The following is a 25,582-nucleotide window of genomic DNA, read 5'->3' as shown; positions in this document are numbered from 1 at the left end:
CTAGGCGCGATTGGCCCCTCAAGGGCAAGGGTGCCTCTGAGAGGGGCATTGTCTAGGCGCGTTGGGCAGACATGAGGTTACGCCAAGCGAGCAGTGCGATGAGCAGGAACAACAGCGCGGCGATGCTGAACAACAGGGGGAGACCGCCGAGGCCGAACAACAGGGCGCCGAGAAACGGCCCGCTGGCCATGCCCATGAAGCGAAAGAAGTTGTAGAGACCTACGGCGGTGGCGCGGTGGGTAACGAAGATTCGCGTCAGCAGTGCGGTCTGCGCGGGAAGCGACAGGCCCAGCAGCAAACCGAACAGGAATGTCGTCGCGATGAGTAGTGTCAGCGAGTGCGCTGCCGTGACCAGAAAGACCACGACATCGATGGCGCACAACAAGGCGGTGATCACCAGCAGACTTTCCGTCGAGAGACGTTTCTGCACACGACTACTCAGGAAGCTTCCCAGCACCAAGGCGACGGAAAGCGGCAGGAACATCAGCCCCTTCTGGGCCACGGAGAGCGTGTAGCCCTGGTCGAGAATCACCGGCAGATAGACCAGGAAATTGTAGTAAATGTAGAACTGCACGAAGCCCAGAATGCCGATGGTCAGCCCCTGTCGGTCACGCGTGATGCGGACGTATTCGGCGAGATCGATCTTGCGCGCGGGGCCGGCAGGCTTGGTTTCCCGGAGCAATGCCAGGTTGAGAATGCCGATCAGCGCTCCGGCGATGGCCAGCGCCAAAAAGACGTAATGATAATCGAGTTGGCCGGCGATGAAGCCACCCGCCACTGGCCCGATGACGGGGCCGAGCGCGACCATCATCTGGAAGGTGCCCATTGCCTTGAGGCGTTCCTCGCCTTGGAAAAGATCGCCGATGACGGTGACGGCGACCACCGACCCTGTCGCGATCCCCACGGCTTGAAACACGCGGAAGAAGAGCAGCGAGGTGATGTGATCGGCGTAGAAGCAGCCGATCGACGCCGCGACATAGAGGGCGATGCCGGGGAGTAAAACCTTCTTACGCCCTAGACTGTCAGTCAGCGGACCGTAGAGGATCTGCATGAAGGCGATGATGAAGGTAAACACCGAGATGCTGGTGTTGATGAGTAATTGACTGGTGGCCAGCGTGTCTTGCAGTTCGGGGAGGATGGGAACGTAGACGGTTTGAGTAAAAGGGCCTAGAAAAGCGGCGAATGACACTGAATACGCAATTGCCTTTTTATGAACCATCTAACGTTCCCGCGGGTGGTGAAATAAAGTGCCAGCTTATCAAGTCTTTGCTGAGGATGCGTCGTCGGTATCCCGACGGCAGGCCACGGACTAGGTGACCTGCTGATTGCGGGTCTTCTGGAATTCTTCCAGGCTCTCGCCGATATGCTGCGAGAGTGCCGCATGCCCGCCGAGGATACGTGCCATCTTCGATACCTCGTTCGAGAGCGGAAGTTAGTCGCTGTTGTTGAGCGCGAGCAGCGCCATACCCGTTGTCATCGGGGCATAGTAGAAGCGATGCACTTCCTCGACGCGTTCGGTCATGGCGCCGCGCATCACGAACCACATGATGACTTCACCGCCCTCGGCGCCGGCCTCAGTCATGACCTCCTTGTGCGACAGCGCGGCAAGCTCGCGGGGCTCGTCCTGAATGCGCTGCAGCCACTGCTTGTCCCATTCTTCGTTGATATGGCCGAAACGTTCGCCATTGAGCTGGTGCGATAGGCCACCGGTGCCGACGACGGCGACCCGAGTGTCCTCGGGGTAGGCTTCGACGGCGCGACGAATGGCTTCGCCCAATTTGTAGCAGCGCTGCCCTGTGGGTAGAGGATGCTGGATGACGTTGACCAGCAGCGGCACGACCTTGACCGGCCAGGCGGTTTCATCGTGATCCCAGAGCAGGGGCATGGCAGTGAGGAAACCATGGTCCAATGCCATTTCCTGGCACAGGGTCAGGTCGAACTCGTCGGCGACCAGATGATTGGCGAGATGCTCGGAGAAGGCCGCATCTCCTGGAAAGTCCGGCAGGGGGCGTTTGCCATAGCCTTCATCTGCCACGGCGTAGCTGTCGGCGACACCCAGCGCGAAGGTAGGGTAGCAATCGAGGAAGAACTCGGTGCCATGATCGTTGTAAACGAGGATGACGACATCGGCCTTGACCTCCTCGGCCAGCCAGCGCTTGACGGGTTCGTAGCCGTCGAAAAGGGGCTGCCAGGCGGGATCGGTCTGTTTTTGCTGGTCATAGGCGCGCCCGATCGAGGGCACATGGGATGAGCCGATACCGGCGACGATTTTACCCATCAGGTTGCTCCTGGCACGTTGCGGGTGGACATGAACTGCTCGTAGCTTTCGCCACGCATCTGCGCGCCGATGGTGTAAAGCCCGTAGCCCAGGGTGGCGCCAAGCTTGAGGAAGAAGAACAGATTGCCTCCGAGCTGGGTCAGACGCAGCCAGTCACGCTCGCGAATGGCCTGTTTCTGTTCTTCCGACAAACCGTAGCGTTCCATATAGGCTTCTTCGTCGGCCTTGAAGGCCTCACGGTTCTCGTCGAACTTGAGCGAGTTGCACATCTTGTTGATGGCATACCCTTGCCGCGAGAGCGTGAGATCGAAGACATAGGTGCCGGGAATGCCCCAGCGCTCTTGTGTATCCGACATGGCGTGTACTCCCTTTTTGTGTGGTTGCTAGATGACATGACGCATAGCGTGCCATGGCGTCAGCCATCGCGATGCATGATGAAGCGGGCGTGGCGTTCGGCGAAGTGCCATGCGCCTTGATCGAGCACGCACAAATCGTCGAATTCACCGATCATGGTGCGGCCTGCCAGCGGCCAGCCGAAGTGGCCGTCTGGCGCGTGTTGTGTGTCGGCGGCGAAAACTTGCACATAGGTATTGACCCGCGCCCGTTCGGCGCTTTCCACCTGGACACGGATGTTGCTGCAGAAATGCCGTGTGATGCGCTGCGGTGGCCTTGCTTGGTAGCTTGCCAGGATCGCCTCGCGCCCGGCGAGCGGTTCCTCGGGAGCGGTGGGCCGAAACAGCTGGCCATCCGGCGTGAAAAGCGCCACGAGGTCAGCATAGTCCTGGCGGTCGGTGGCGGCGGCGGCATCGAGGACCAGGCGGGTGCAGGCCTGTTCGATGGCCGCTTGGGATTCGTGCGACAAGGACGTCATGCGTGCTTTCTCCAGTGGTCGAGCGCTCGGGCGACGGCGGCGGGACGCTCCATGGGGCTCATGTGGCCGGCTTCCTCGATGACCTCGAGACGGCTGTCGGGAATGAGTCCTGTCATTTCCTCGTGGCGTTCCAGCGGACTCCAGGCATCCTGGCGTCCGCACAGCAGCAGGGTCGGGCAGGCGATGCCGGCCAGTTGCTCGGTGGCGTCCGGACGGGTCAGTAGAGCGTCGATCTGGGCGGCGAAGGTGTCGGGATCCTTGCGCTCGATCATCGCCAGAATCGCTTCGATGAGCGCCTCGTCGTCGAGCCGTTCGGGGTGCACCATGCCTTGCAGCCAGGTGCCGCCCATCGCGCGCATCCCGTCCTGGCGGGCCTTGGCCAGTAGTGCGAGACGGTTTTCGCGTTCGCGCTCGCCCGCTTCTCCCACCACTCGACCGCGAAAGCCGGTATCCAGCAGCGCCAGGCCCGCGAGTCGCTGCGGCGCGCGACGCTGGATCTCGAGGGCGACGCGGCCACCCATGGAATGGCCCACCGCGATGAAGCGCTCGGGCGCGCCTTGCAGGGCGACATCCGCCATGGCACCGATGGAATCGGCCATGCCGTAGTCGGGTGTTGGCAGCGTGGGGGCGACGAGATGTTCGCGCACCTCGGTCCAGATGGCGTCGTCGCACAGCAGGCCCGGCAGCGGCAATAGCGGTACGGGTGTCATGAAGCGGCTCCGTTGGAGTGGGCAGCGGTGTCGCCATTCCAGACGGCACGCGGCACATGCAAGTGGCCTTCGAAGAGCAGCCGGGCGGTGCGCAACAGCCCCGCGCGGACGATCTCGCCGTCCGCGTCACGGGTCAGCTCGACGGTGAACTCGCCGGTCGGGTGTTCGATCGACAGGCGCTGTGTCGTCCCCTCGGTCAGCACCGCCAACCCGTCGGCCACGGTGCCCGGTACCAGGCAGCCACTTGCCACGCTGACCGCGCCGAGCACGCCGATGGCCTCGTGGCAGCGATGAGGAATGAACGAGCGTGTGGCGAGGCTGCCTCCATGCCGAGGCGCGGCGACCAGAGTCATCTTGGGCACGGTGCGTTCGCTGACGTCGCCCAGGTTCATGCGCGGTCCCACCGCCAGGCGGATGCGTTCGAGGCGTTCACGCAGTACGGTGTCGGCCTCCAGGTCGGCGCAGCTTTCGTGGCCGCTGACGCCGAGATCTTCGGCACGCAACAGGACCACCGGCATGCCGTTGTCGAGACAGGTCACGTCGATGCCCTCGACGGTGTCACGAGGGTGGCCGGTGGGCAGCAGGGCGCCACAGCTCGAGCCGGCGGTATCCTGGAATTCGACGATCAAGGGGGCGGCGCTGCCCGGCACGCCGGAAATTTCGGCGTTGCCGGCGTATTCGACGCTACCGCCGGGCGTCGGAACATGGATGATCGCCACCTGGCCGGTGTTGACCATGTGTACGCGTACCGGCGTCGTGCCGTCGCATGCCGTCACCCAGCCGCGCTCGATGGCAAAGGGGCCGACACCAGCAAGGATGTTGCCACAGTTCTGGCCATAGTCGACGCGCGGGGCATCGACGACGACCTGGGCGAAAAGATAATCCACATCCACGTCGTCGCGAGTCGGGCGGTCGACGATCGCGACCTTGCTGGTCAGCGACGTCGCCCCGCCCAGGCCATCGATCTGACGCGCATCGGGCGAGCCCATCACGGCGAGCAATACCGCATCGCGCCGGGCGGCATCGCGGGGAAGGTCCTCGGCGAGGAAGTACAGCCCCTTCGAGGTGCCGCCGCGCATCTGCAGACACGGGATGCGCGTCTGGCTCATGACGAGGACTCCATGGCACGTGCCAGCGCCTGCGGGTCATCGTAATAGGTCAGACCCTTGTCGGCCAGCCGTTGGCGCATGTCGTAGATGTCGAGGCCCAGTTCGCCATTGGCCAGGCGCACGCGCTTGTCTTCCTCGGCGGCGGCGCGTTTGCGACTGGCAGCGACCACGTTATCGGCCTCGTCACGACGCACCACGACCACGCCGTCGTCATCGGCGACGATGATATCGCCGGGATTGATCCACTGGCCGGCGCAGACGACGGGAATGTTCACTGAGCCCAGGGTCTCCTTGACGGTGCCCTGGGCATGCACGGCGCGCGACCAGACGGCAAAGCCCATTTCGCGCAGGATGCGCGTGTCGCGCACGCCCCCGTCGAGCACTAGGCCGCGTACACCGCGGGCTTGCAGCGACGTGGCCAGCAAGTCGCCGAAATAGCCGTCGATGCATGGCGAGCGCGTGGCCACTACGAGGATATCGCCGGGCTGGCACTGTTCCACGGCGACATGGAACATCCAGTTGTCGCCGGGCGAGACCAGGACCGTCACCGCCGAGCCGCTGATGCCATGATCCCGCTGGATGGGGCGAATCGCGGGGTCGAGTAGCCCCTTGCGTCCTTGGGCTTCGTGTACGGTGGCGACGCCCTCTTCGCCGAGTGCGTCGATGTGTTCGCGTGTAGCCCGGGGAACGTCGCGTACGACGATTCCGGGGGTTTCCAGGGAGGTCGTCATGCTAGATTCTCCGTGACGCGGGGGAAGATGCTTTGATAACCCTCGGCATACTTGATGTTCTTCTTCGCGGTGATGCCGATGTTGCGCTTGGCCTGCACGCCACGCTGCAGGGCGACGCGGGTATAGTATTCCCACAGATGTTCCTGCCCGGCCATGCATTGGATCGCGCGATACTTGTCGTCCCATGCCTCGGTGATATCGAGCAGCACATCTGGGCGCCACTGGCATTGCTCCGGCTGGTGTGGCTCGAAGCAGTATACGGGCGGGGCGCCGACGATGGTCTCGCCGGGGTTGTGGCCTTCCGCCTGAGCGATGATGCGCGCTTCCTGGGCGAGATCGGTGGCGAGCGGGTGATCGTAGTTGTAGGGATCCTTGAGCGAGTGCGTGAGCACGAACTCGGGTTGAACGCGGCGGTAGACATCGACGAGTCGGAATAGCGTTTCTTTGTCGGCGCGCATGGGATAATCGCCGATGTCGAAGAATTCGACCGTGGCGCCCAGGGCTGCGGCGGCCGCTTCGGCTTCCTCGCGGCGGGCCGCCTTGACCTTTTCCTCGCTCATATTGCCCTGACGCCAGAGCTTGGCGGACTCGCCGCGCTCGCCGAACGACAGGCAGACGATATGCATGGCATAACCTTGCCGAGCATGCAGGGCGATGGCGCCGCCCGCCCGCCATACGAAATCCGCCGAATGGGCGCTGACCACCAAGCCAGCGGAAGAAGAAGACGCGACAGTCATGGGCCAAAACCTACCGTTGAAGATGATGGTTTTATCCTGTCAGCTTGCCTGAAACTCGAATAATGTTTTTCGCTGACGTCAATATGCGTTTTGCTTATGCACCGAACACCAGCGTGGCGCGGATGACCATGCTTCCTTTATGGCATATCGCGCGGCGACGTCGTGCGGCATGCTAGAGGGAGATTCAAGTCGAGGGGTCTGACATGACCGAGCTGCATCGCGAGGCATTCGATTACGCACCCAACATGCGGCGCTTGCGCGCGGTCATCGCCGTAGCCGAGGCAGGCAGCGTGATGGGGGCGGCCGAGGCGTTGCACCTGTCGCAACCCGCCGTGACGCGGGCGGTGCGTGACCTGGAAAAGGAACTCGGCCTGGCACTGTTCGAGCGCCATCGCAGCGGCATGTTATGTACCACGGCGGGAAAGGTCGTCCTGCATCGTTTTCGGCGGGCCCTGCAGCAGCTCAGCGCTGCCGAAACCGAGCTGGCAGGCCTGCATCCGGAGGGAAATTTCGACCGCCTCACGCAACGTTTGTCGCACCGCCAGTTGACGGTCTTGGTGGCCGTTGCCGATCTACATAACGAGCCCCAGGCGGCCAATCGCCTGGGGCTGACCCAGCCGGCGGTCAGTGGCAACTTGCGTGACTTGGAACGCCTACTGGGGATAGCGCTCTTTCTACGCACGCAACGCGGCATGTTGGCTACCGATGGCGGGGCGGTTCTGATTCGCCATGCCAAGGTTGCACTGCGTGAGCTGTCTCTGGTTAGCGACGACCTTTCCGCCTGGCAAGGCGAGGTGCGCGGGCGCGTGGTCATCGGGACCTTGCCGTTGTCGAGCTCGCTGCTCGTCCCTCAGGCGGTGGACGCGCTGCTGCGCGAGCTGCCGGAGTTGCATGTCACGATCCTCGAAGGCACCTATGATGCGCTATTTGAATCGTTGCGCCATGGCGAGATCGATATTCTTATCGGCGCACTGCGCCAGGCTGGCACAAGCGAGGACACCACCCAGCAGCGACTTTTTCATGATCGCCTCGCCGTCGCGGCGCGCCGCGATCATCCTCTGATGCAACATGCCTCGCTGGCGTTGAGTGACTTGCTCGATGCGCGGTGGATCGCGCCACGCCAGGGGACGCCCGCGCGCGTGAGCTTCGAGCAGGAATTCCGCAGTGCCGGTTTGGCGCCTCCCGATGTGGTGGTCGAATCCGGCAACCTCAGCACCATCCGTACGCTGTTGTTGGATAGCGATCGTGTGACACTGGTTTCCCCTCATCAGGTTTTCTTCGAGGTCCAAAGCGGCCAACTGGCGCTTCTTCCCATCAAGCTGACGGGCACCTTACGCCCGATCGGTATCACGACGCGTACCGATGATTCCCCAACGCATGCCTTGAAAGTGCTTCGGCGTATTTTGCTGGAACTCGGCGAACGCATGGCTAGCCCAGGCTTGCCGTCTCATTCGTGACCGGGATAGCAAAAACGTATACCCAAGCACGTGATTTGAATTTGTTGCTGTGACTGAGGGCCGGGTACGGTGCTTTAAGGCTCCGTTTCCTTATGTGTTTTTGTGCGAAAACGGAGGGAGAACAAGACTAAAGTTTAATAAAAGTCGGGAGACGCCAGAATGAAAACGTTAAGAAACCGTACCCTGCTAACGCTGACGGCTGGCGTGGCAATGGCTGTCAGCGCAGGTGCCAATGCCTCAGAAACCTTGAAACTTGCTCACTTCGTTTCACCTGCTCATGTCGTCAACAGTTCCATCGTTTATCCCTTCAAAGAAGGCGTCGAGGAGCAGACTGACGGCGAGCTGGAAGTCAAAGTATATCCTGGCGGGGAGCTGGGCTCGGGGCCCAAGGAACAATATCCGCGTGTCTTGCAGGGTGTCGCCGATATTGCTTGGGGGATCCCCGGATACACCTCATCACAGTTCAAGAAGTCCATGGTTGTCGAAATGCCGGGTGCGATTCCCGATGGGATGCATGGCTATGACATGCTGTGGAATGCCTATGATGACCAACTTAAAAGTGAGTTTCCAGGAACTAAACCGCTCGCGCTTTGGACGAGCGAGCCAAGTATTTTCATCATGAAAGATGAAGAAATTCATACACCGGAAGACCTCGAGGGCTTGAAGATTCGTGTCTCTGGAGAAATGACGGCGGCACTGATCGATGCTTATGGCGGCACTCCCGTGCAAATGCCTGCTGGGGAGGTTTACAACTCGCTCCAGACGGGCTTGATAGATGGGTTGGTGACCGGTGCCAGCGCCGTCAATGACTTCAAACTCGATGAAGTCGCCAATGTCTACTCGGTGGGCGCGCCATTGGGTCATATCATGTTCTATTTGGCCATGAATCAAAATAAATACGATAGTCTCTCCGATGAGTTCAAAAAGGCAATCGATGACAATAGCGGCAAAGAGTTGTCACGTAGCGGTGAGCAAGGCTGGAATGCCCGCGCCAATGAAACGTTGAAGAAGATACGCGAAGATTCTGATAATGAAGTGATCGAACTCAGCGATGAGGAAATAGCGAAGTTTGAAAAGATCGCCGATGAGTTTCGCAAGCAGCGTTTGGCGGAAAAAGGTACAGAAAGTGTGCTAGACGCCATGCGTGGGGAGTGAGCCTGATATGAGTCACATACTCACGCATGTGACCCGCATGCTGGATAGGCTCGTAAGCCTATCCAGCATCATCGGCACACTGGCGTTGATCTTTATCGTTCTCGTGACACTGGTAGACGTGACGGGACGGCTTTTCGGCTTTCCCTTGACGGGAGCACAGGATTTGTCGGAAATGACGATGGTGATTGTCGTGTTCGGCGGTATGGCTCTCTGTGATAAGCAAGGCGGCAATATTGCCGTCGATATTTTCGAAGACAAGTTTCCAAGAAAGATGAATTTCTTTCTGGATATCGCTGGATGGGTCATTGGGTGCGCCATCTTTACCGCCATCGGTTACACCATGATTGGCGCGGCTGAAATCTCAGAGCTTTTGAATTTGAGTAGTAATATTATCGGTATCCCTAAGGGGCCTTTTCAATACGCTGTCGCCTTCTTCGCCTTTTTGACGGCTCTTGCCATGTTCGCGCGAATTGTGACTACTTTGTTGAGTCCCTGGAATCGCTATCCAGCTCCTCACGGGGAAGAAGATTTATGAATACCGAGTTGATCGGCTTCCTAGGTATCGTGGCGTTATTGTTGCTGCTGGTGTTGAGGATCCCCGTTGCATTTGCCATCTTCGCTGTGGGCTTCGGCGGTGTCACGCTCCTGGACAGTTTCAATTCCGCCCTGAGCTTGTTGGTCAGCGAAACCTTCACCATTGCTTCTAACGCTGAATTGATCGTCGTTCCACTATTCATCCTAATGGGGAATGTCGCCACTGAGGCGGGCATGAGCCGTAAGCTGTATGACGCCGCTTATGCGCTCATCGGTTCCGTACGCGGCGGGCTGGCGTCGGCCACGGTAGTGGGCTGCGCGGGTTTTGCCGCATTATGCGGTTCATCGGTGGCCTCGGCCTTGACCATGGGCCGTGTCTCGCTCAGCGAGATGGAGCGATACAACTATAGTGCCAAGCTCTCGACGGGCTCGGTGGCTGCAGGCGGGACGCTTGGCATTCTCATCCCACCCTCAACCGGTTTCGTGATCTACGCCATCCTGACGCAGCAGTCCATTGGGCGGCTGTTTCTGGCGGGTGTACTGCCCGGCATCATGCTATGCCTGCTGTTCGTCATCTTGATCATGATATTGGCCACCATCAAGCCGGTTCTTGCCCCCTCAGGGCCCAAGACCTCATGGCGGGAAAAACAGCAGGGGCTGCTTGGGGCGACGCCGATTTTGATCATCATTCTGTTGACGATCGGTGGCATCTATAGCGGGATCTTTTCTCCTGTCGAGGCGGCGGCCGTAGGCGCTGGTTTGACGGTGGCCTTCGGTGCGGGCATGCGCAAGTTGACGCTGGCCGCCTTTTGGCGCGCGGCGCAAAGCTCGATCACCACCACGGCCACCGTGATGCTGATTCTGATCGCTGCGCACATGCTCAATCCCTTTCTGGCCTTGAGTCATATTCCGCAAGCGCTGGGCGATTTCCTGATGCACTTGGATATTGGGCCTTATGGGATCCTGCTCATAATCTTGGCCTGCTACCTGGTGTTGGGGTGCTTCCTGGAAGGCTTCGCGATGCTGGTGTTGACCATGCCGATCTTCTTCCCGGTGATTACTCAACTCGGGTTCGACCCGATTTGGTTCGGTGTCGTTGTCGTGTTGACGCTGGAGATGGGCCTCATCAGTCCGCCCGTGGGCGTGAACGTTTTCATCGTTAAATCCGTGGCGCCCAATGTGCCATTACGTGACATCTTCAAGGGTGTCATGCCGTTTTGGTTGATGATGATCGCGGCCATCGGGCTGTTGATCGTCTTCCCCGAAATCGTGCTTTTCCTGCCCGATACGATGATGGACTAGATGCCTCGCGGTAAATGGGCGCTGGTCCCGGCATGCCGATACCGGGTGCGGTATCGGCTCATTCGCAGCGAGAGAGGTCGAAAATGGCTAATAATCGTGGTGTCGTCTATACCGGACCCGGCGAGGTCGAAGTTCAGGACATTGCCTATCCCAAGATGGAAGCGCCTAGTGGCAAGGCCATTGAGCATGGCGTGATCCTCAAGGTGGTCTCCACCAACATCTGCGGGTCCGACCAGCATATGGTGCGCGGACGCACGACCGCGCCAGCGGGAATGGTATTGGGCCACGAAATCACCGGCGAGGTCATCGAGAAGGGCAAGGACGTTGAATTCCTCGACATCGGGGACCTGGTCTCGGTGCCGTTCAATGTCGCATGTGGGCGTTGCCGCACCTGCAAGGAAGGACATACCGGGCTGTGTCTGCACGTCAATGACGAGCGTGCCGGCGGGGCGTATGGCTACGTCGACATGGGCGGTTGGGTCGGCGGTCAAGCGCACTATGTCATGGTGCCGTACGCGGACTTCAATTTGCTCAAGTTTCCGGATCGCGACCAGGCGATGGACAGGATCCGCGACCTGACGATGTTGAGCGATATCCTGCCGACCGGCTTCCATGGTGCCTTGAATGCCAAGGTAGGCGCGGGCTCGACGGTCTATGTCGCAGGGGCCGGCCCGGTTGGGCTTGCCGCGGCGGCATCGGCGCACCTGCTGGGGGCCGCGGTGGTCATGATCGGGGACTTCAACCAGCAGCGCCTGGAACACGCCCGCAAGATGGGCTTCGAACCCATCGACTTGAGCCGTCACGATCGCCTGGGCGAGATGATCGCCGCCGTGGTGGGCGAGCCGAAGGTCGACAGTGCCATCGACGCCGTCGGCTTCGAGGCCGTGGGCCATGGCGGCAAGGAGCAACCGGCGGTGGTGCTCAATCAGATGATGGAAGTGACACGCGAAGCCGGCTCGATCGGCATCCCTGGCCTCTATGTCACCGAGGACCCCGGCGCCACCGAGAAGGCGGCCCAGAGCGGCAATCTCAGCCTGCGCTTCGGCCTGGGTTGGGCCAAGGGACATTCCTTCCACACCGGGCAGACGCCGGTGGTGCAGTACAACCGCCAGTTGATGCAGGCGATCCTGCACGGGCGACTCAACATCGCCGAGATCGTCAATGCCCAGGTCATCTCGCTTGAAGACGCACCGCAGGGCTATCAGCAGTTCGATGCCGGCGTGGCCAGCAAGTTCGTGCTGGACCCACATGGGCTACTTGGCGCGGCGTGAAGATACTGATGTGAAAATTGCCAGAGTGAATATGAACAGGACTGGGTAGCGGCTACCCAGTCCTTTCGGCAATGCTCGGCAATAAGTGTGGTTTTTGCCGAAGGGATGATGTATCAACCGTGCTCCGCCATTGCCAGACGATGCATGATCCGTCTCGCCATCAAACCAGGCTTGTCGGGCGCGAAGCTCAACTCGAATTGCTGGGCTTCGTTGTCGGTCAGCACGACGTCCATGATCCATTCCAGCGCTTCCACGTCCTCGTAATAGGCTTGCATGCTGGCCTCGTACATGAAGGCATCGATGTCGGTGTCGTCGATGCCATAGTCGCGAGAATTGAACCACCAGTAGTGGATGGAATGGTTGGACTCGGGCGTGAAGCAATGCGTGATGTAGTAGCCATAAACCGAGGGCTTTCCGGGCTCCGGTTGTGGATCGAAGATCCTGGCGTGGGCCATGTGAACGGCGGGAGAGACGAAGCGTGCCTCGGAGGTGCGGTCGACGTTCTTGTGCATGATATCGGCCGGTTTTCCGTAAATTCCCGGAGGCGGCGCGTTGTCCAGTCGACGATGAATCAGCACCTGATCGCCCTCGGTGGTGGCGTTCATGCTGGCCCGCGCGTACTCGGGGGTGCCCACCGTGCCTGGATGCAGGAAGGGAAAGTGGGTCTGGTCGATGAGGTTTTCATGCATCGAGACATAGTCGGCCTTGATATGAAAATCGCCGGTCACGCTGCCCCACTCGGAGGAGGCCAGCCAGGGCAGTTCGGGAATCAGTGCCTCGTCGGCGAGGTTGGCATCGCCCATCCAGATCCAGGTCAACGGGCCGCGGTCGGCGATGGGGTAGGTCTGCACGCAGGCATTGGCGGGCACATGGGAGATCGCGGGCAGGTGCGCGCAAAGCCCGTCGGGCTCGAATTGCATGCCGTGATACCCGCACACCAGCCGGTCGCCCTCCACGTGGCCCTTCGCCAGCGGAAAGGCACGGTGAGGGCAGCGGTTGTGCATGGCCACCGGGCGGCCGTCCCGGGTGCGATACATGACGACGTCCGTATCGAGCAGGCGGCGTGAGATGGGCGTGCGACCCACTTCGTCGCGCCGTGCGCACACATACCAGCAGTTGCGAATCAAGGGCGTGGCATGGTTGGCGAACTGGCCCTCTTCCTCCATGGGCATGGCGTCGAAAATGGCTTCTTCATCGAGCGGTATCGCTTGATTGGCATGGGGCATGACGATGGTCTCCTTTATTGCTTTTTGTCATCTAGAGATCGAGCTCGATCGACGTCGAGCGAGGACGGGAGCAGCACAGGGCGATTTGCCGATTGCCGCGTTTCTGGTCGGCAGTGAGAAAGCGGTCGCGATGGTCGATATCGCCTTCGACGTTGCTGATCGGCGTGATGCACAGACCGCATTCTCCGCGCCGACAGTCCGAGAAGGTCTCGACACCGGCCGTTTCGAGTGCCTCCAGCAGGGTGTGGCCGGGCGAGACGTGAACGCTCGTCCCCCGGGTATGCACCGTGACGGCTTGATCTTCTTCCTTGTGGGCGGGGTTGAAGACTTCATGACGCACGCGCGCCGCCGGCCACCCCAGCCGTCGTGCCGCCTGGCGGGTGCCCTCGATCAACGCCGGGGGGCCGCATACGTACGCCGTGGTATCGGCGGGCTGACGGGCGAGCAATGCCGCCAGGTCCGGTCGGCCACGGGATGATGTCGCGTCGTGCACGGTGACGGCGTCGCCGCCCAACGCCTCGACGTCCTCGACATAGGCCATGGCGGCACGGCTGCGGCCGATGTAGAGCATGCGAACCTCGCGACGGCGCATCACGCAGGCACGCAGTATGGGCAGAATCGCGGTGATGCCGATACCGCCCGCGATGAGTAGAACGGGGCCGTCATCGGCGGTCAGCCGAAAGGGGCTGAGGGCGGGGGATATCAGCACAGAGGTGCCCGGGGTGACATGCCGATGGATGTAATCGGACCCTCGGCGGCGGTTCTCGCGCTGTACGGCAATGCGCCAGAAAGGCTCGTGGGAACTGGTGAGGTCGAGTGGACCGACAAGCGAATAATGCCGCAAGAATCGGCCATCCTTGCCGCCAAAGCGAAGCTCGACATGCGCACCGGCACGGGGTGCGGGCAACGCGGTTCCATCGGCCTTGCCCAGCGTGATTTCGCAGATGCGCTCGGTCAGCGGTCGACGCTCGAGAACCACTGCGGCTTGATGTTGGCCATGCATGTTGTTGCCTCTTTTGGCTGCTGATCCACGTCGTCTTTCTTGACGTTAGGGGAAAAAAGAGAGGGCGTCTCATGCGGAAATGAAATAGCGCTTTGCATCTTTGATATAGTCAACATCGGCTGCCAAGAGTCTCGATAATGTCGCATGACACGGTGTCGCCAGGTCTTTCCCTTCGTGAAATTCGTGCCATCCTGGCGGTGGCCGAGCAGCGAGGTTTTTCATCGGCTGCGCGAAGACTGAACATCAGTCAAAGCAGTCTGTCGCGTACCATTCATCGGGCCGAATCGGTACTGGCGATCCGCCTGTTTCAGCGCGGCTGGGGCGGGGCGGAACCGACGCCGGAAGGGGAAATCGTCCGCCAGCATTGCACGCAGGTGATGGCTGAGTTGCTGCACGAGCGTGATGCGTTGATGGCGGCGGGGTTGACCCGATTGCCGCTGCCGCTGGATTTGCGCTGGCGCGATCTGGCATGCGTGGCGGCGGTAGTGCACACGGGGAAGACGACAACGGCGGCCAAGTGGTTGCGGACGTCCCAGTCGAGCGTCAGCCGTACTCTGGGCGCCATCTCGGTCAGGCTGGGGAGCCCGTTGTTCCAGCGCTCGGGAGAGGGACTGCGTGCCGAGCTTCTGGCGGAGAGGCTCGTGGCGTTGCGCGATCGCATGTGCGCCCGGATGCAACCGCTGCAGGAGCGCCTGGGACATCTGGCCGGCGAGGTGACGGGGCGCCTGGCGGTGGGAATGACACCGTTCTGCGAGCAGGAACGCGTTGCCCAGGCCTTCGGCGACTTGCTGGTGGCGTATCCTCAACTGCGCCTGTCGGCCGTGACCGGCAGCTACGTCATGCTGACGGATGCCCTGCGCCGCGGGGAAATCGACCTGGTTGTCGGCTTGTTGCGCGAACTCGGGGAGGACGATGAGCTGGCCGAGCTGCCGCTGGCGGAAGAGGCCATTACGGTGCTGGCACGCTCGGATCACCCTTGCGCCGTGCGATCCGTGTCGATGGAAGAGCTGGCACGTCAAACCTGGATCGTGGCGCCGGCGGGGACACCGATACGGGCCTATTTCGAGCGGCTTTTCCTGGGCATGGGGAAGACGCCGCCGGTGCAGACCTGCGAGATCGTGACCTTCCATCTCGCTGAAAGCATGGTACGCGAGAGTCAGAGCCTGGCGTTATTGCTGTATTCGCCGCGCAAGGTACGCGAACTGCCGCCGGGGCTCGTGCGCGTGCCGGTGACGTTGCCGGACAACCGGCGACACATCGGCGTGACCTATCGGCGCGACGCGGGGCTGAGCTTCACGCAGCGGCAATTCATCGATGGCCTGGCCAAACGATTCGCGGATGGCGACGCCGAGGGGAATGCACCCTAGGAACGCATGACAGGAAACCGCAGGGGGATTCCTGTCATCCGCGACGCGTTCTTCACGACCTTCACGACGTTTACGTCAGGACGCCTCGCTCACGGTCGAGCGTTCACGATCCTCAGGCGCCGACGGCCAGTTTCAGGATGCCGGCCGTGTCGAGATCATCGGGCAGTCTATCGCCGGCCCAGGCCACGAACTGGTCGGGACGCACGAGAATGAGCGATGCGCCGTAGTCGGCCGTTTCATCCTCCTTTCCCGGGGCGGCGCTTTCGATGACCGTCAAGGGAATATGTAACCGGGCCGCGTCCTCGGCAAAACGTACCGCGGCGCTGGCTTGTCCGAGTGCGATCAGCGAGAACCCCGAGCCGAGCCGGTCGTGGGTCGTGCCGCCCTCGGGAAGCACCCGTGGCGCAAGGTGATACCCCGGCTGGGCGGTGAAACTATGCGCACCCTTCGCGCTGGCGGTGCCGTCCCGAGAGCCGGCCACGACGCGAGAGCCACGGTAGTTGGGCTGGAAGTCGCCGACTTCGTTGACTGCGCCACGCGCACGGGCGGACCAGACAGCCTCGAAGGCGGCCGGGTCCGTGGCCGGATCGTGGTTGGCCAGAAACTCGCGGTCGGTCTCGATCGATTTCTCGATGAAGTCCTTCGCGGTGGACCAGAAGACCGGCCGGCGCTCGGCATCGTAGGAAGTCAGCAGTTCGGGGCCGCCCCAGCCTTGGAGGCGCGCGGTGAGTTTCCAGCCGAGGTTGCGGGCATCCTCGAAGCCGGTGTTGATGCCGTAACCGCCATAGGGAGGATGGTTATGCGCGGCGTCCCCGGCGATGAAGGTGCGCTTGCTGCCGTAACTGTCGGCGATGGCAACGCGACAATCCCAGAGTCCACGATGGCAGATATGCATATCGATGGATTGGCCGACAGCGCGTTCGACGTACCCGTGGAAGTCGAAGGTCTCCGGGTCTTCGCCATCGGGGATGGGGGCATGGAAGAAGAACTCGCCTTCCAGATCGACGCGGCCGAAGAACAGCCAGTAGCCTTGGAGATCCGGGTGCAGGACATTGAAAAAGCTCTTGCCGGGGTGCTTGTCCAACAGGGCGCGGTGCAGCGTATCGGACTGGAAGACCAGCAGGACCATCAAGCGGTCGTGGTCGAATACGGTTTGCGTCAGGCCGGCGGATTCGCGCACCACCGACCGGCTACCGTCCGCCCCGACGGCATACGCGGCGCGGAACGTCGCATCCGGACCGTCGGTGCGGTCGTGAACCGTGACGCTCACGCCTTCCGCATCCTCGTGAACTTCACGCACTTCCCGCCGGGTCAGCAGCGTCACGCTGTCCAGAGAGGCCGCCCGGGCGCGCAGGACTTCCTCGGTGGCGTATTGCGGCAACCGCTCGTTGTCGGCGCCGTAATAGGAGTGGACGAGTTCGCGCTTCATCCAGTCGTAGTGATAGTCGCCCAGCAGCGTGCCATAGCTGGTCAATCCGCCAATCCCGAAGCCGGCTGGAACGGTGCGGGCCGCGCGCAGCTCGGACTCGGCGCCCCAAGCGCGGAAATGTTCCATCGTTCGTTGCGTCAGGTTCTGTCCTTTGGGGACACGCTGCGGCGAAGGATGTTTTTCGATCACCAGAACGTCGATGCCGCGCTGGCCAAGTTCTATGGCCAGCCCCATGCCGACGGGGCCGCCCCCTGAAATGATGACATCTGCATCTTGTTTGTTGTTCATGGATTCTGAACTTCCTCTTGAGTTGGGAGGTTTGAGGGGGCCTCGCCAGTGCGGCGAACCTGTCGCAGCGTTACGGTGATGCTGTTGGCGGCGGCGGGCACTGCCTGCGTGATCAGGGCGTGTAATTCGCGGGGACAGTCTTCCTGGCGCATGGTCATGCACAGCGCCCCGGCGGGTTCTGCGGCTTCGTCGAAGATCGGCGAAGCGACGCCGACGACGCCGGGCGTGACCTCGCCGAACGCGATGGCGTAGCCGTTCCGGCGAACCGTACGCAGCGCCGAGATCTGCTCGTTGATATAGGCTTTGCGGGCGTCTTCGGGACCTTCGGGGGCGAAGGACTCAATGATCTTGCGCGCCTTACGGGATTGCAGGTGGGCGAGGATCGTGCGTGCAATGGCTCCCCGGTTCATGGGCATGACGCGACCACGCGGGTAGCTGCTGAGCGGGGCTTCAAGCGATGTTTCCGAGTGCATGCAGAGGAGCCGGTTGCGATACCAACGCACGAGAAAGGCGGTACAGGCGTACTGCTCGGTCAGTTGTGCGACGACGGGGCGTCCGATGGCGACAAGACGGTCGGATAATCGCAGGAGGTGATCCATCTCGACGACCTTGGGGCCGAGCGTGTAGATGCCATGCCCGTTGGAGGCGAGCATGCCGGCATCGGTAAGGACCTTGAGATAGCGGTACAGCGTCGGACGTGGATAACCGAGCTCGGTCATCATGTCGTCCGACGACCACTCCGGCCGTGTTTCGGTGAAAATGTCGAGGATCGACATCAGCCGCGTAAGGCTTGATGAGGAGCTTCCTTCGGCCACCAATCAACTCCTTCCAGATAGACTCGGGATCAGCCGAGTGCGAAATATGAGAATCACGCCTGCGCAGATGGCCAGCAGATTGACCAGATGGCCACCCCAGCCCAGCGAGAACGGTAATATTCCCGCCAGCGCAATCATACCCAGAAGCACGCGCTCCACGATGCCCAGGGGCCGGGTCAGATAGCCGTAGATGGCGCCGGTCGCGAACCAGACGCCCACCAGCGCCCCGAGGAGTTGCCATGCGATATCGATGGGCGCGGCCTGCATGACCAGCCCCGGCTCGAACACCATGACGAAGGGGATCAGGTAAGCCACCCAGCCCATGCGGAATGCCTGCCAGCCGGTCTTCATCGCTTCGGCGCCGGCCATGGTCGCGGCGGTGAAGCTGGCCAGGGCGACGGGGGGCGTGATCATCGAGAGCATCCCGAAATAGAGCAGGAACATGTGTGCGGCAATGGGGTCGATGCCGGCCTGCACTAGGGCGGGGCCGATGAGACTGGCCAACAGCACGTAGACCCCCACGGTGGGCATCCCCATGCCCAGCACGACACTGACGAGCGCCGCGATGATCAGCAGGGGAAGCAGGCTGCCTGCCGCCATCGCGACCAGGTTCAGCGTCAGGGAAAACGCCAGACCCGATATGTTCAGAACGCCAATGACCATCCCGGCGGCGGCCGCGATGACGACGATCTCGATCATGCCCTTGCCCGCGTCGGGAAAGGCGCGCAGCAGGTCGCCCAGATGGCTGCGCTTGCCACGGTAGGGCAACACCAGCGCCAGCACGACCAGGGCCAGGGCGGCTGCGAGCGCGGCGAGCTCCGGACGCCAATTGAGGCCGAAGAGGCCGAAGATGAGGATCACGAACGGGGCGACGAACTGCCAGCCATCCGCCAGCACGCGTCGCAGCGGACGAATTTCCACGTCTTCGGGTAGGGACATGCCGTTCGCGGCGGCGTGGGCGTCGATGTAGAAAAAGATCGCCAGGTAGTAGAGCAAGGAAGGGATCACCGCCGCCAGGATCACCGCGGCGAAAGAAATCTGCAGGAACTCCGCCATCAGGAAAGCGGCTGCCCCCATGATCGGAGGGGCCAGTTGCCCGCCGGTGGACGCCAGGGCTTCGATGGCGGCGGCCATGTGGGGTTTGTATCCCGCCCGGCGCATCAATGGCAGCGTGACACCGCCCGAGGCCGCGACATTGGCGACGGCACTGCCCGAGACGCTGCCGAAGAGAAAGGACGAGACCACCGCTATCTTCGCGGCCCCGCCTCTCGAACGTCCCACCAGGGCCAGGGCCAAGTCGTTGAAGAACGCGCTGCCACCGGAACTGACGAGAAGTTGGCCCAGGAATATGAACGAAAAGACCATGCTGGCCGTGACCATCAACGGCAAGCCGATCAGGCCGTTGGTATCCATGACCACATAGATCGCGAGCCGGTCCCAAAGGATCTGTCGCGTCATACCGAAGGGCAGCAGATAACCGACGAGACCGTAGGCGAGGAACAGGGCCACGATGATGGTCAGCCCTGGCCCGGTCAGCCGGCGCACGGCTTCGATCGTCAGCAAGCCGATGATGAGGCTGACGATCAGGCCGTCCACGGGCCGGTAGACCAGTTCGTTGACGATCGTGGGGTAGCTCAGGGCGATATAGCCCGCGGCACAAAAGCCTGCCAGCGCCAGGATCGGGTCGAGGAAACGCAACCGCCCGGTGAAACGGGGAGCCACAAGAAAGGTCATGCCGAGCGCGAAGGCCAGGATCGCGGCCAGGTACTGTTCGGTATATAGACTGAGTCCAAGCCGCTGGGGGATATCCAGTGCTTGAAGAATGGCGCAGAGGGTCATGATCGTGGCCAGCGTCACCGTCAGCAGGCCATAGGGAGCAGGTTGTCGGGGAGTGCCTGGAGACGAGAGGGGCATGGCTGTCATCCATCAATCTGAATAGTGGCGAAATCCGGGCGGCGTGCGGCGGGCGCGGAGATGGACGCGCCTTCCGCGGGCCCGCCGTCGCGCCCGCGGGGCGCGTGTCTTAGTCGTTGTCGTTCAGTACGCTGAGCGCGCCTGGGTGGTAGGGCACGCCGATATCGACATGCATCGCCGCGGGATCCATGCTCCGAAACGCGCTGAAGGAGTCGACAAGCGCCTGCTTGTTGTCACGCAGGGTCGTGACGATGCGCGCCACCGTCTCGTCGGGCACATGAGCGCCCACGACCAGCATGTAGTCATAGGCCATGACCGGCATGGGCGCGTCGATGCCCGTCAGCCCTTCCCGTGGCTCGAGGGTCTCCACATAGGCTTGCGGGACGACCTCCTGCAGGCGGGCTTCCGCCTCGTCGTCTCCCGGCAGGGGCAGAAAGCGGACGCCGCCCGTAGAAGCGTCGACCTCGGTCACCTTGCCGGAGCCGGCGGCAAAGAAGGCGCCGTCGGCCCGACCGGCCACGAAAGCCTCCGCGCCACGTATGATGTTGGGCACCATGACTTGTTCGATGTCGGAGGGGCCGATGCCGCCTGCGGCGAGTATCGCGTCCAGCACGCGATTCATCGTGGCCTGACTGGTGAAGCCATAGGTCACGGCGTGCCCGGCCAGGTCGGCGACCGTCTGCATGTCGCTGTCGTCGCGCACGAAGACCCCCACCCTGAACGGATAGAGACGTGCGGCCGGCGCGATGTTTTCCAGGGCGTGGTCTTCGAAGTAGCCATGACCCGAGACCGCGTCGCTGACCTCGATGGCATTGGCAATGCCGAGGTCGAGCTCTCCCATGTCGATCAGAGGCAGGTAGGCGCTGGTGCCTGCACTGGGCTGCACCAGAGCGTCCATGCCGTTGTCCGAGAGCACGCGTGCAATGGCGGCGCCCATGGAATACCCACTGGTGCCCTGACCCATCGTGCCGATGCCGAGTTGCTGTGCCTGTGTCGCCGAGGCGAACAGGAGAAGCGCCGCAAAAGCGACAGTTTTTGTTGTGAGATGGCTCATGTTGCCTCCTAAGACCTTCGCGAACGGCTTGTTGTCATGCTAGGGAACTGGATTGTGTAATAATCTCGTATTTTGAGACATTATCCCTTTGTTTATGCGACCAAGCGGTAACGTTTCAGGCGGGAGGGCATCGGACGCGGCCATCCGGCCGCTGTCGGCGCATGGTCGCGACACCCACCGGTACGTGCCGGCGGTGCTGCCGTTCGAGGGCCGGGGAGAATGTCGTCGCGTGTAACCGGCATGGTGTCGCGTGCACGGCGGCTCGCTCCGCGGTCGTAGCGCTCGCAGGGCGTCGTGTGGGAAACGCGTGAGAGTGGCGGTGTCCCGCGGGCATCGGGACACCGCCAGAAGGGAGGGACGGGGCTTACAAATCCAGCACCAGCGTTTTGCTCTTGGCACGGGAGCAACATGGCGTGAACTGGTCGTTGGCGGCGTGCTCGTCGTCGTCGAGATAGAGGTCGCGATGATCTGGCTCTCCCTCCAGAACGCGCGTCAGACAAGTGCCGCAGACACCCTGTTCGCAGGAGACCATGATTTCGACACCATTTTCGCTCAGCACCTCGTAGACGCTCTTGTCCTTGGGGACCGGGAACGTCGCGCCGCTGCTGGCGATTTTCACGTCGAAGCTTTCGTCGTCCTCGGAGGTCGTCTCCACGCCACTGAAATACTCGGTATGCAATTGTGACGACGGCCAGCCCTGCGCCTTGCAGGTCGACATGACGTGATCGATGAAGCCGCTTGGACCGCAAACATAGATATGTGTCTCGTCGTCCGGCTCACCGGCAACGGTGGCGACATCCAGCTTGCCGGCCTCGGGCGTATCGTCGTAATAAAAATGCACACGATCGGCGTAAGCGGATTGCTCGAGGCGGTCGACGAAGGCCATACGCTCGCGCGAGCGTGAACAATAGTGCATGTCGAACTGTGCCTGGGTGTGCGACAGGCGCTCGGCCATGCACAGGATCGGCGTGACGCCGATACCGCCAGCGAACAGCACCGAGCGTTTGGCGGGCTCGAGGGGAAAGTGGTTCTTGGGCGCGCTGATCTGCAGCAGATCGCCTTCCTCGATCTCATCGTGCATGGCGACGGAGCCGCCGCGAGAGCTGGGTTCGCGTAATACGCCGATGAAATAGCGATCGCGCTCCTCGGGATGCCCGCATAGCGAATATTGGCGAATCACGCCTTCTTTGACACGCACGTCGACATGCGCGCCGGCGCTGAAAGCAGGCAATGGGCGCCCGTGAGGATCGGCCAACTCATAGCTGACGATGTCCTCGGCTTCCTGGTGCTTTTGAGAGACTCTGACGAACAGAGACAGCGTACTATCGTTCATGGGATGACCTACTGCCGGGTAAACGGCGAACCGGGAAAGGATCGGCGTGCACCGACCCTTTCGTTATGCAAGATCCATCAACTGGCGGTAGCGGCCTGCGGCTGCGCGTTCTCTGCTTCTGCCTTGAGGATGCGATCGATGACGCGACGTGCCTGGACGCCGCCACCGTCGATGTTGAGCATCAGCAAGCGACGTTCCGGATAACGGAGCAGGTTGCGTTGCTGGGATTCGAGCATCTCCAGGTCTTCGGAGAATATCTGTCCCTGGCCTTCGCGGATCTGCTCGGTCAGGGCCTCGTCCTGCGGATTGAAGTTGCGCGCCATGCCCCAGAAGTACCAGATCGAGGTCTCGGTTTCCGGCGTGATGAAATCCACCACGATGCTTGATGCCTTGGTATCGGCCGGCGCGTCGTAGCCGCCCTTGCCGGCGTGCGCGACCCCGACCTCGATCAGGATGTGGCTGGGCGGCGTAAACCGGCAAATTTGCCAGCGGTCCACGGGCACGTCGCCGGCGAGGTTGTTGCCGCGCAGCGCGGATTGCCAGAACGGCGGTGCAGTGATGTTTTCCATGTGCCGAATGGTCAGCACTTCGTCGCCGTTGACCTTGGTTTCCGGCGCGGATTCTTCGATTTCGGGTTGACCGATGCTGGAAGCATGCACATAGGTCTCATGGGTCAGGTCCATGAGGTTGTCGATCATCAGGCGATAATCGCAGTTGATATGATAAAGCCCGCCGCCATAGGCCCATTCGGGGTCGTTGGCCCAGTGCAGTTCCGGGATCTGGTCAGGATCGGCCTGTTCGGCATCGCCGGGCCAGACCCAGATGAAGCCATGCCGTTCGACGACGGGGTAGGCATGAATGCTGGGGAAGCCTCGTACGCGTTGTCCTGGCATGCTGGTGCATTTGCCTTCGCAGCCCATTTCGAGGCCGTGGTAACCGCATACTAGCTGGCCGTCACGCACGAAGCCCAGCGACAACGGGGCGCCACGATGGGGACAGAAGTCCTCCACGGCAGCGATTTGACCACCTTCAGCGCGAAAGAAGACGATTTGTTCGTTGCAGATAGTGCGGCCCAGCGGTTTGTCTTCGACTTCATCCGGCATGCAGGCCACGTACCAAGTATTCTTGGGGAACATGGTAATCTCTCTCCTCATTATCGGTAGGGAATTATTGTTCTTTGGATCCAAAGTAAAGGTTTTTGACCTGTCTACCGTCAAGTTATCCTTTAGTTGGATCCAAAAAGCGGGTTATCGACAGGAGCGCGTAAATGCCGGAAAAATCGGAAAAAAATGGTCGCCTCAATGTCATCGCCAGTTTGCGCAAGCTCATCAGTGAAGGGGTTTATGCTCCCGGCGAACGGCTCAAGGAGTTGCATGTCGCCGAGCGGCTTCAGGTCTCTCGCATGCCGGTGCGGCTGGCCTTTCGTACGCTCGAGCAAGAGGGGCTGCTGCAAAAGACCGGCACGCGCGGCTATGTGGTGCGCCAATTCTCGGAAGAAGACGTGCTCTGTGCAGTGGAAGTACGTGGTGCGCTCGAGGGCCTGGCGGCGCGACGCTTGGCGGAGAAAGGCGTGACCGAGGAGGTCGACGCGCAGCTACGGGATTGCTTGTCGCGGGGCGAGGCGTTGCTGGATAAGGGGCACCTCATCAAGGCGGATATCGAGATCTGGGCCACGCTCAACCAGGAATTTCACCGTGCCATCGTGGGTGCCACCGGTAGCCGCGTCATTCACGACGCGATCGCGCGCAACGACCACCTGCCCTTCGCCTCGGCCGACTCGATCGTCATCGACGACGCGGCGCTGGACCGCGAGTACGGCAAGCTGCGCATGGCGCACGCCCAGCACCAACTCGTGTTCCAGGCACTGTCGCGCGGCGAGGGCGCCCGGGCGGAGATGCTGATGCGCGAGCATGCCTATATCGGCCTGCGCTACGGCACGCTCTTCGGATTGGGCGAAGTGGGACATGCGACGGACGCGAAATGACGTTTTTGGATCCAATACGCATGGACAGGCCTATGGCTGACGCTGGCGAAATTCCTTGGGCGAGCAAGCGACGTGGCGTTTGAAGAAACGCGTGAAATAGGCCGGCTCCTTGAAGCCCAGCCGTTCGGCGACCTGGCCGATGGTCATGTTGGTATAGGTCAGATGGCGCTTGGCCTCGAGAAGCACACGCTCGTGCAGTAATTGCTGCGCGCTGCGCCCTGCGAGCCGTTGGCAGATCGCGCTAAGATGCGCGCTGCTGATGCCCAGACGCTCGGCGAGCTCGGGCATGCTGGGTTGCTGATGATAGTGGGCTTCAATGAGTTGCTGAAAGCGGGCCAGGTGCGCTTCGCCACGTTCATGATGGCGCGAAGGGCGGGACTGCCGTCGGGTCGCACGGCGTGAGGCCAGGACCAGCAAGCTGTTGAGCAAAGCTTCGAGCAAGGCATCGCGCCCTTCGGCAGGGTGGCGGTACTCGGCATCGAGCTGGGCGACGAGGGTGGCGATGGGGGCGCGCTCGGGTTGGCCGGCAAGTGGATAAAACGCCGCGCGTGCCAGGATCTGCCCTTGGGGATGCAGGGTGTCGGCGATATGCCGTGCCAGCGGCATGGCCAGCGTCACGATATGCCCGTCGACATCGCGCGAGAAGCGAAAGGCGTGCACCGTCATGGCCGGTACCACGATGAGAAGCGGCCCCGTAAGGCGCTGCGCGCCCTCCTCGAAGGTCAAGTTCACTTCACCGTGCGCGATATGCAGCACATGCACCAGATCGGCATGGCGGTGCGGCCGTATGTGCCAATCGTGCAGTCGGCTGCGCTCGGCGATGGACTCGCAATGCAGCAGGTCGGGGGTCGGCCATTGGTGCGTTTCGCCATACAACTGAAAGACGGGAATGGCGCGCTTTGTCGATGCCGACATGGCGGGCTCCTGTGCGACGAAAGTCGATGCTTCGACCAAAGTTACGGTCGAATCTTGGGAAAGTATAAATTCATGCGGGGATTTTGTCTTATTCGCAGG

24 protein-coding genes are annotated in these 25,582 nt (G+C 61.7%); 7 read left to right on the top strand and 17 right to left on the bottom strand.

Annotated features, from left to right (window positions below; genetic code table 11):
* Positions 1-52 precede the first annotated feature (52 nt).
* From LUN51_RS11390 to galB, 8 genes are all read right to left on the bottom strand, one after another.
* A complete protein-coding gene (locus tag LUN51_RS11390; RefSeq protein WP_277811348.1) occupies positions 53-1,219 on the bottom strand; it encodes an MFS transporter in 1,167 nt (388 codons plus the stop codon).
* A gap of 213 nt (positions 1,220-1,432) precedes the next feature.
* The gene (locus LUN51_RS11385; protein WP_277811347.1) at positions 1,433-2,278 is read right to left on the bottom strand and encodes a class III extradiol dioxygenase family protein; all 846 of its coding nucleotides are present in this window, start codon (positions 2,276-2,278) and stop codon (positions 1,433-1,435) included.
* Positions 2,278-2,634: a protocatechuate 3,4-dioxygenase gene (locus LUN51_RS11380; protein WP_133697325.1), complete on the bottom strand. Its 357-nt coding sequence runs from the start codon at positions 2,632-2,634 to the stop codon at positions 2,278-2,280. The genes LUN51_RS11385 and LUN51_RS11380 overlap by 1 nt, the downstream gene beginning before the upstream one ends.
* A 59-nt stretch (positions 2,635-2,693) precedes the next feature.
* Positions 2,694-3,149, bottom strand: coding sequence for a nuclear transport factor 2 family protein (locus LUN51_RS11375; RefSeq protein ID WP_277811346.1), 456 nt, complete (start codon positions 3,147-3,149; stop codon positions 2,694-2,696).
* Positions 3,146-3,859 carry an alpha/beta fold hydrolase gene (locus LUN51_RS11370; protein ID WP_277811345.1) on the bottom strand — a complete coding sequence of 238 codons (714 nt, stop codon included), beginning with the start codon at positions 3,857-3,859 and terminating at the stop codon, positions 3,146-3,148. The genes LUN51_RS11375 and LUN51_RS11370 overlap by 4 nt, the downstream gene beginning before the upstream one ends.
* On the bottom strand, positions 3,856-4,968 hold the full coding sequence (locus LUN51_RS11365; protein ID WP_277811344.1) for a 4-oxalomesaconate tautomerase: 1,113 nt from the start codon (positions 4,966-4,968) through the stop codon (positions 3,856-3,858). Before LUN51_RS11365 ends, LUN51_RS11370 begins: the two co-directional genes overlap by 4 nt.
* The gene (locus LUN51_RS11360) at positions 4,965-5,699 is read right to left on the bottom strand and encodes a 4-carboxy-4-hydroxy-2-oxoadipate aldolase/oxaloacetate decarboxylase (RefSeq protein ID WP_277811343.1); all 735 of its coding nucleotides are present in this window, start codon (positions 5,697-5,699) and stop codon (positions 4,965-4,967) included. Before LUN51_RS11360 ends, LUN51_RS11365 begins: the two co-directional genes overlap by 4 nt.
* Complete coding sequence (gene galB, locus LUN51_RS11355; protein ID WP_277811342.1) at positions 5,696-6,436, bottom strand: 4-oxalmesaconate hydratase; 741 nt, start codon at positions 6,434-6,436, stop codon at positions 5,696-5,698. The genes LUN51_RS11360 and galB overlap by 4 nt, the downstream gene beginning before the upstream one ends.
* A 203-nt stretch (positions 6,437-6,639) precedes the next feature.
* Between galB and LUN51_RS11350 the strand changes: the two genes are divergently transcribed.
* From LUN51_RS11350 to fdhA, 5 genes are all read left to right on the top strand, one after another.
* On the top strand, positions 6,640-7,893 hold the full coding sequence (locus tag LUN51_RS11350) for a LysR family transcriptional regulator (protein ID WP_277811341.1): 1,254 nt from the start codon (positions 6,640-6,642) through the stop codon (positions 7,891-7,893).
* Positions 7,894-8,052: 159 nt separating this feature from the next.
* Complete coding sequence (locus LUN51_RS11345) at positions 8,053-9,048, top strand: TRAP transporter substrate-binding protein (protein ID WP_277811340.1); 996 nt, start codon at positions 8,053-8,055, stop codon at positions 9,046-9,048.
* 7 nt (positions 9,049-9,055) lie between these two features.
* On the top strand, positions 9,056-9,583 hold the full coding sequence (locus tag LUN51_RS11340; protein WP_277811339.1) for a TRAP transporter small permease: 528 nt from the start codon (positions 9,056-9,058) through the stop codon (positions 9,581-9,583).
* Positions 9,580-10,884, top strand: coding sequence for a TRAP transporter large permease (locus tag LUN51_RS11335; RefSeq protein ID WP_247620741.1), 1,305 nt, complete (start codon positions 9,580-9,582; stop codon positions 10,882-10,884). The genes LUN51_RS11340 and LUN51_RS11335 overlap by 4 nt, the downstream gene beginning before the upstream one ends.
* Before the next feature lie 83 nt (positions 10,885-10,967).
* The gene (gene fdhA / locus LUN51_RS11330; RefSeq protein ID WP_277811338.1) at positions 10,968-12,155 is read left to right on the top strand and encodes a formaldehyde dehydrogenase, glutathione-independent; all 1,188 of its coding nucleotides are present in this window, start codon (positions 10,968-10,970) and stop codon (positions 12,153-12,155) included.
* Positions 12,156-12,268: 113 nt separating this feature from the next.
* Here the strand turns inward: fdhA and LUN51_RS11325 are convergent, their stop codons facing one another.
* A complete protein-coding gene (locus LUN51_RS11325) occupies positions 12,269-13,381 on the bottom strand; it encodes a Rieske 2Fe-2S domain-containing protein (protein ID WP_277811337.1) in 1,113 nt (370 codons plus the stop codon).
* A gap of 31 nt (positions 13,382-13,412) precedes the next feature.
* Positions 13,413-14,384, bottom strand: a complete 972-nt coding sequence (locus LUN51_RS11320; RefSeq protein ID WP_277811336.1) for a PDR/VanB family oxidoreductase — start codon at positions 14,382-14,384, stop codon at positions 13,413-13,415.
* A gap of 137 nt (positions 14,385-14,521) precedes the next feature.
* Here LUN51_RS11320 and LUN51_RS11315 point away from each other — a divergent pair, with 137 nt between their 5' ends.
* Complete coding sequence (locus LUN51_RS11315) at positions 14,522-15,751, top strand: LysR family transcriptional regulator (protein ID WP_277811335.1); 1,230 nt, start codon at positions 14,522-14,524, stop codon at positions 15,749-15,751.
* Between the two features lie 112 nt (positions 15,752-15,863).
* On the opposite strand, the gene LUN51_RS11310 is transcribed toward LUN51_RS11315, so the two are convergent.
* The 6 genes from LUN51_RS11310 to LUN51_RS11285 all read right to left on the bottom strand — a co-directional run bounded on the left by LUN51_RS11310 (position 15,864) and on the right by LUN51_RS11285 (position 23,720).
* Positions 15,864-17,468, bottom strand: coding sequence for an FAD-dependent oxidoreductase (locus LUN51_RS11310; protein WP_277811334.1), 1,605 nt, complete (start codon positions 17,466-17,468; stop codon positions 15,864-15,866).
* Positions 17,465-18,283 (bottom strand): IclR family transcriptional regulator, encoded by an 819-nt coding sequence (locus tag LUN51_RS11305; RefSeq protein ID WP_277811333.1) that lies wholly within the window; start codon positions 18,281-18,283, stop codon positions 17,465-17,467. The genes LUN51_RS11310 and LUN51_RS11305 overlap by 4 nt, the downstream gene beginning before the upstream one ends.
* A 3-nt stretch (positions 18,284-18,286) precedes the next feature.
* The gene (locus LUN51_RS11300) at positions 18,287-20,197 is read right to left on the bottom strand and encodes a TRAP transporter permease (protein ID WP_277811332.1); all 1,911 of its coding nucleotides are present in this window, start codon (positions 20,195-20,197) and stop codon (positions 18,287-18,289) included.
* 109 nt (positions 20,198-20,306) lie between these two features.
* On the bottom strand, positions 20,307-21,251 hold the full coding sequence (locus LUN51_RS11295) for a TAXI family TRAP transporter solute-binding subunit (RefSeq protein WP_277811331.1): 945 nt from the start codon (positions 21,249-21,251) through the stop codon (positions 20,307-20,309).
* A gap of 364 nt (positions 21,252-21,615) precedes the next feature.
* Positions 21,616-22,584 carry a PDR/VanB family oxidoreductase gene (locus LUN51_RS11290; protein WP_277811330.1) on the bottom strand — a complete coding sequence of 323 codons (969 nt, stop codon included), beginning with the start codon at positions 22,582-22,584 and terminating at the stop codon, positions 21,616-21,618.
* A 77-nt stretch (positions 22,585-22,661) separates the two neighbouring features.
* Positions 22,662-23,720, bottom strand: a complete 1,059-nt coding sequence (locus LUN51_RS11285; protein ID WP_247620731.1) for an aromatic ring-hydroxylating oxygenase subunit alpha — start codon at positions 23,718-23,720, stop codon at positions 22,662-22,664.
* A 131-nt stretch (positions 23,721-23,851) separates the two neighbouring features.
* Between LUN51_RS11285 and LUN51_RS11280 the strand changes: the two genes are divergently transcribed.
* Positions 23,852-24,568: a GntR family transcriptional regulator gene (locus LUN51_RS11280; protein ID WP_277811329.1), complete on the top strand. Its 717-nt coding sequence runs from the start codon at positions 23,852-23,854 to the stop codon at positions 24,566-24,568.
* Between the two features lie 30 nt (positions 24,569-24,598).
* Here the strand turns inward: LUN51_RS11280 and LUN51_RS11275 are convergent, their stop codons facing one another.
* Positions 24,599-25,483 carry a helix-turn-helix domain-containing protein gene (locus LUN51_RS11275; RefSeq protein WP_277811328.1) on the bottom strand — a complete coding sequence of 295 codons (885 nt, stop codon included), beginning with the start codon at positions 25,481-25,483 and terminating at the stop codon, positions 24,599-24,601.
* Between the last annotated feature and the right edge of the window lie 99 nt (positions 25,484-25,582).

The organism is Chromohalobacter canadensis (assembly GCF_029544075.1).
Lineage (GTDB): Bacteria > Pseudomonadota > Gammaproteobacteria > Pseudomonadales > Halomonadaceae > Chromohalobacter > Chromohalobacter canadensis_A.
This window is presented reverse-complemented; position numbering and strand designations above follow the sequence as displayed.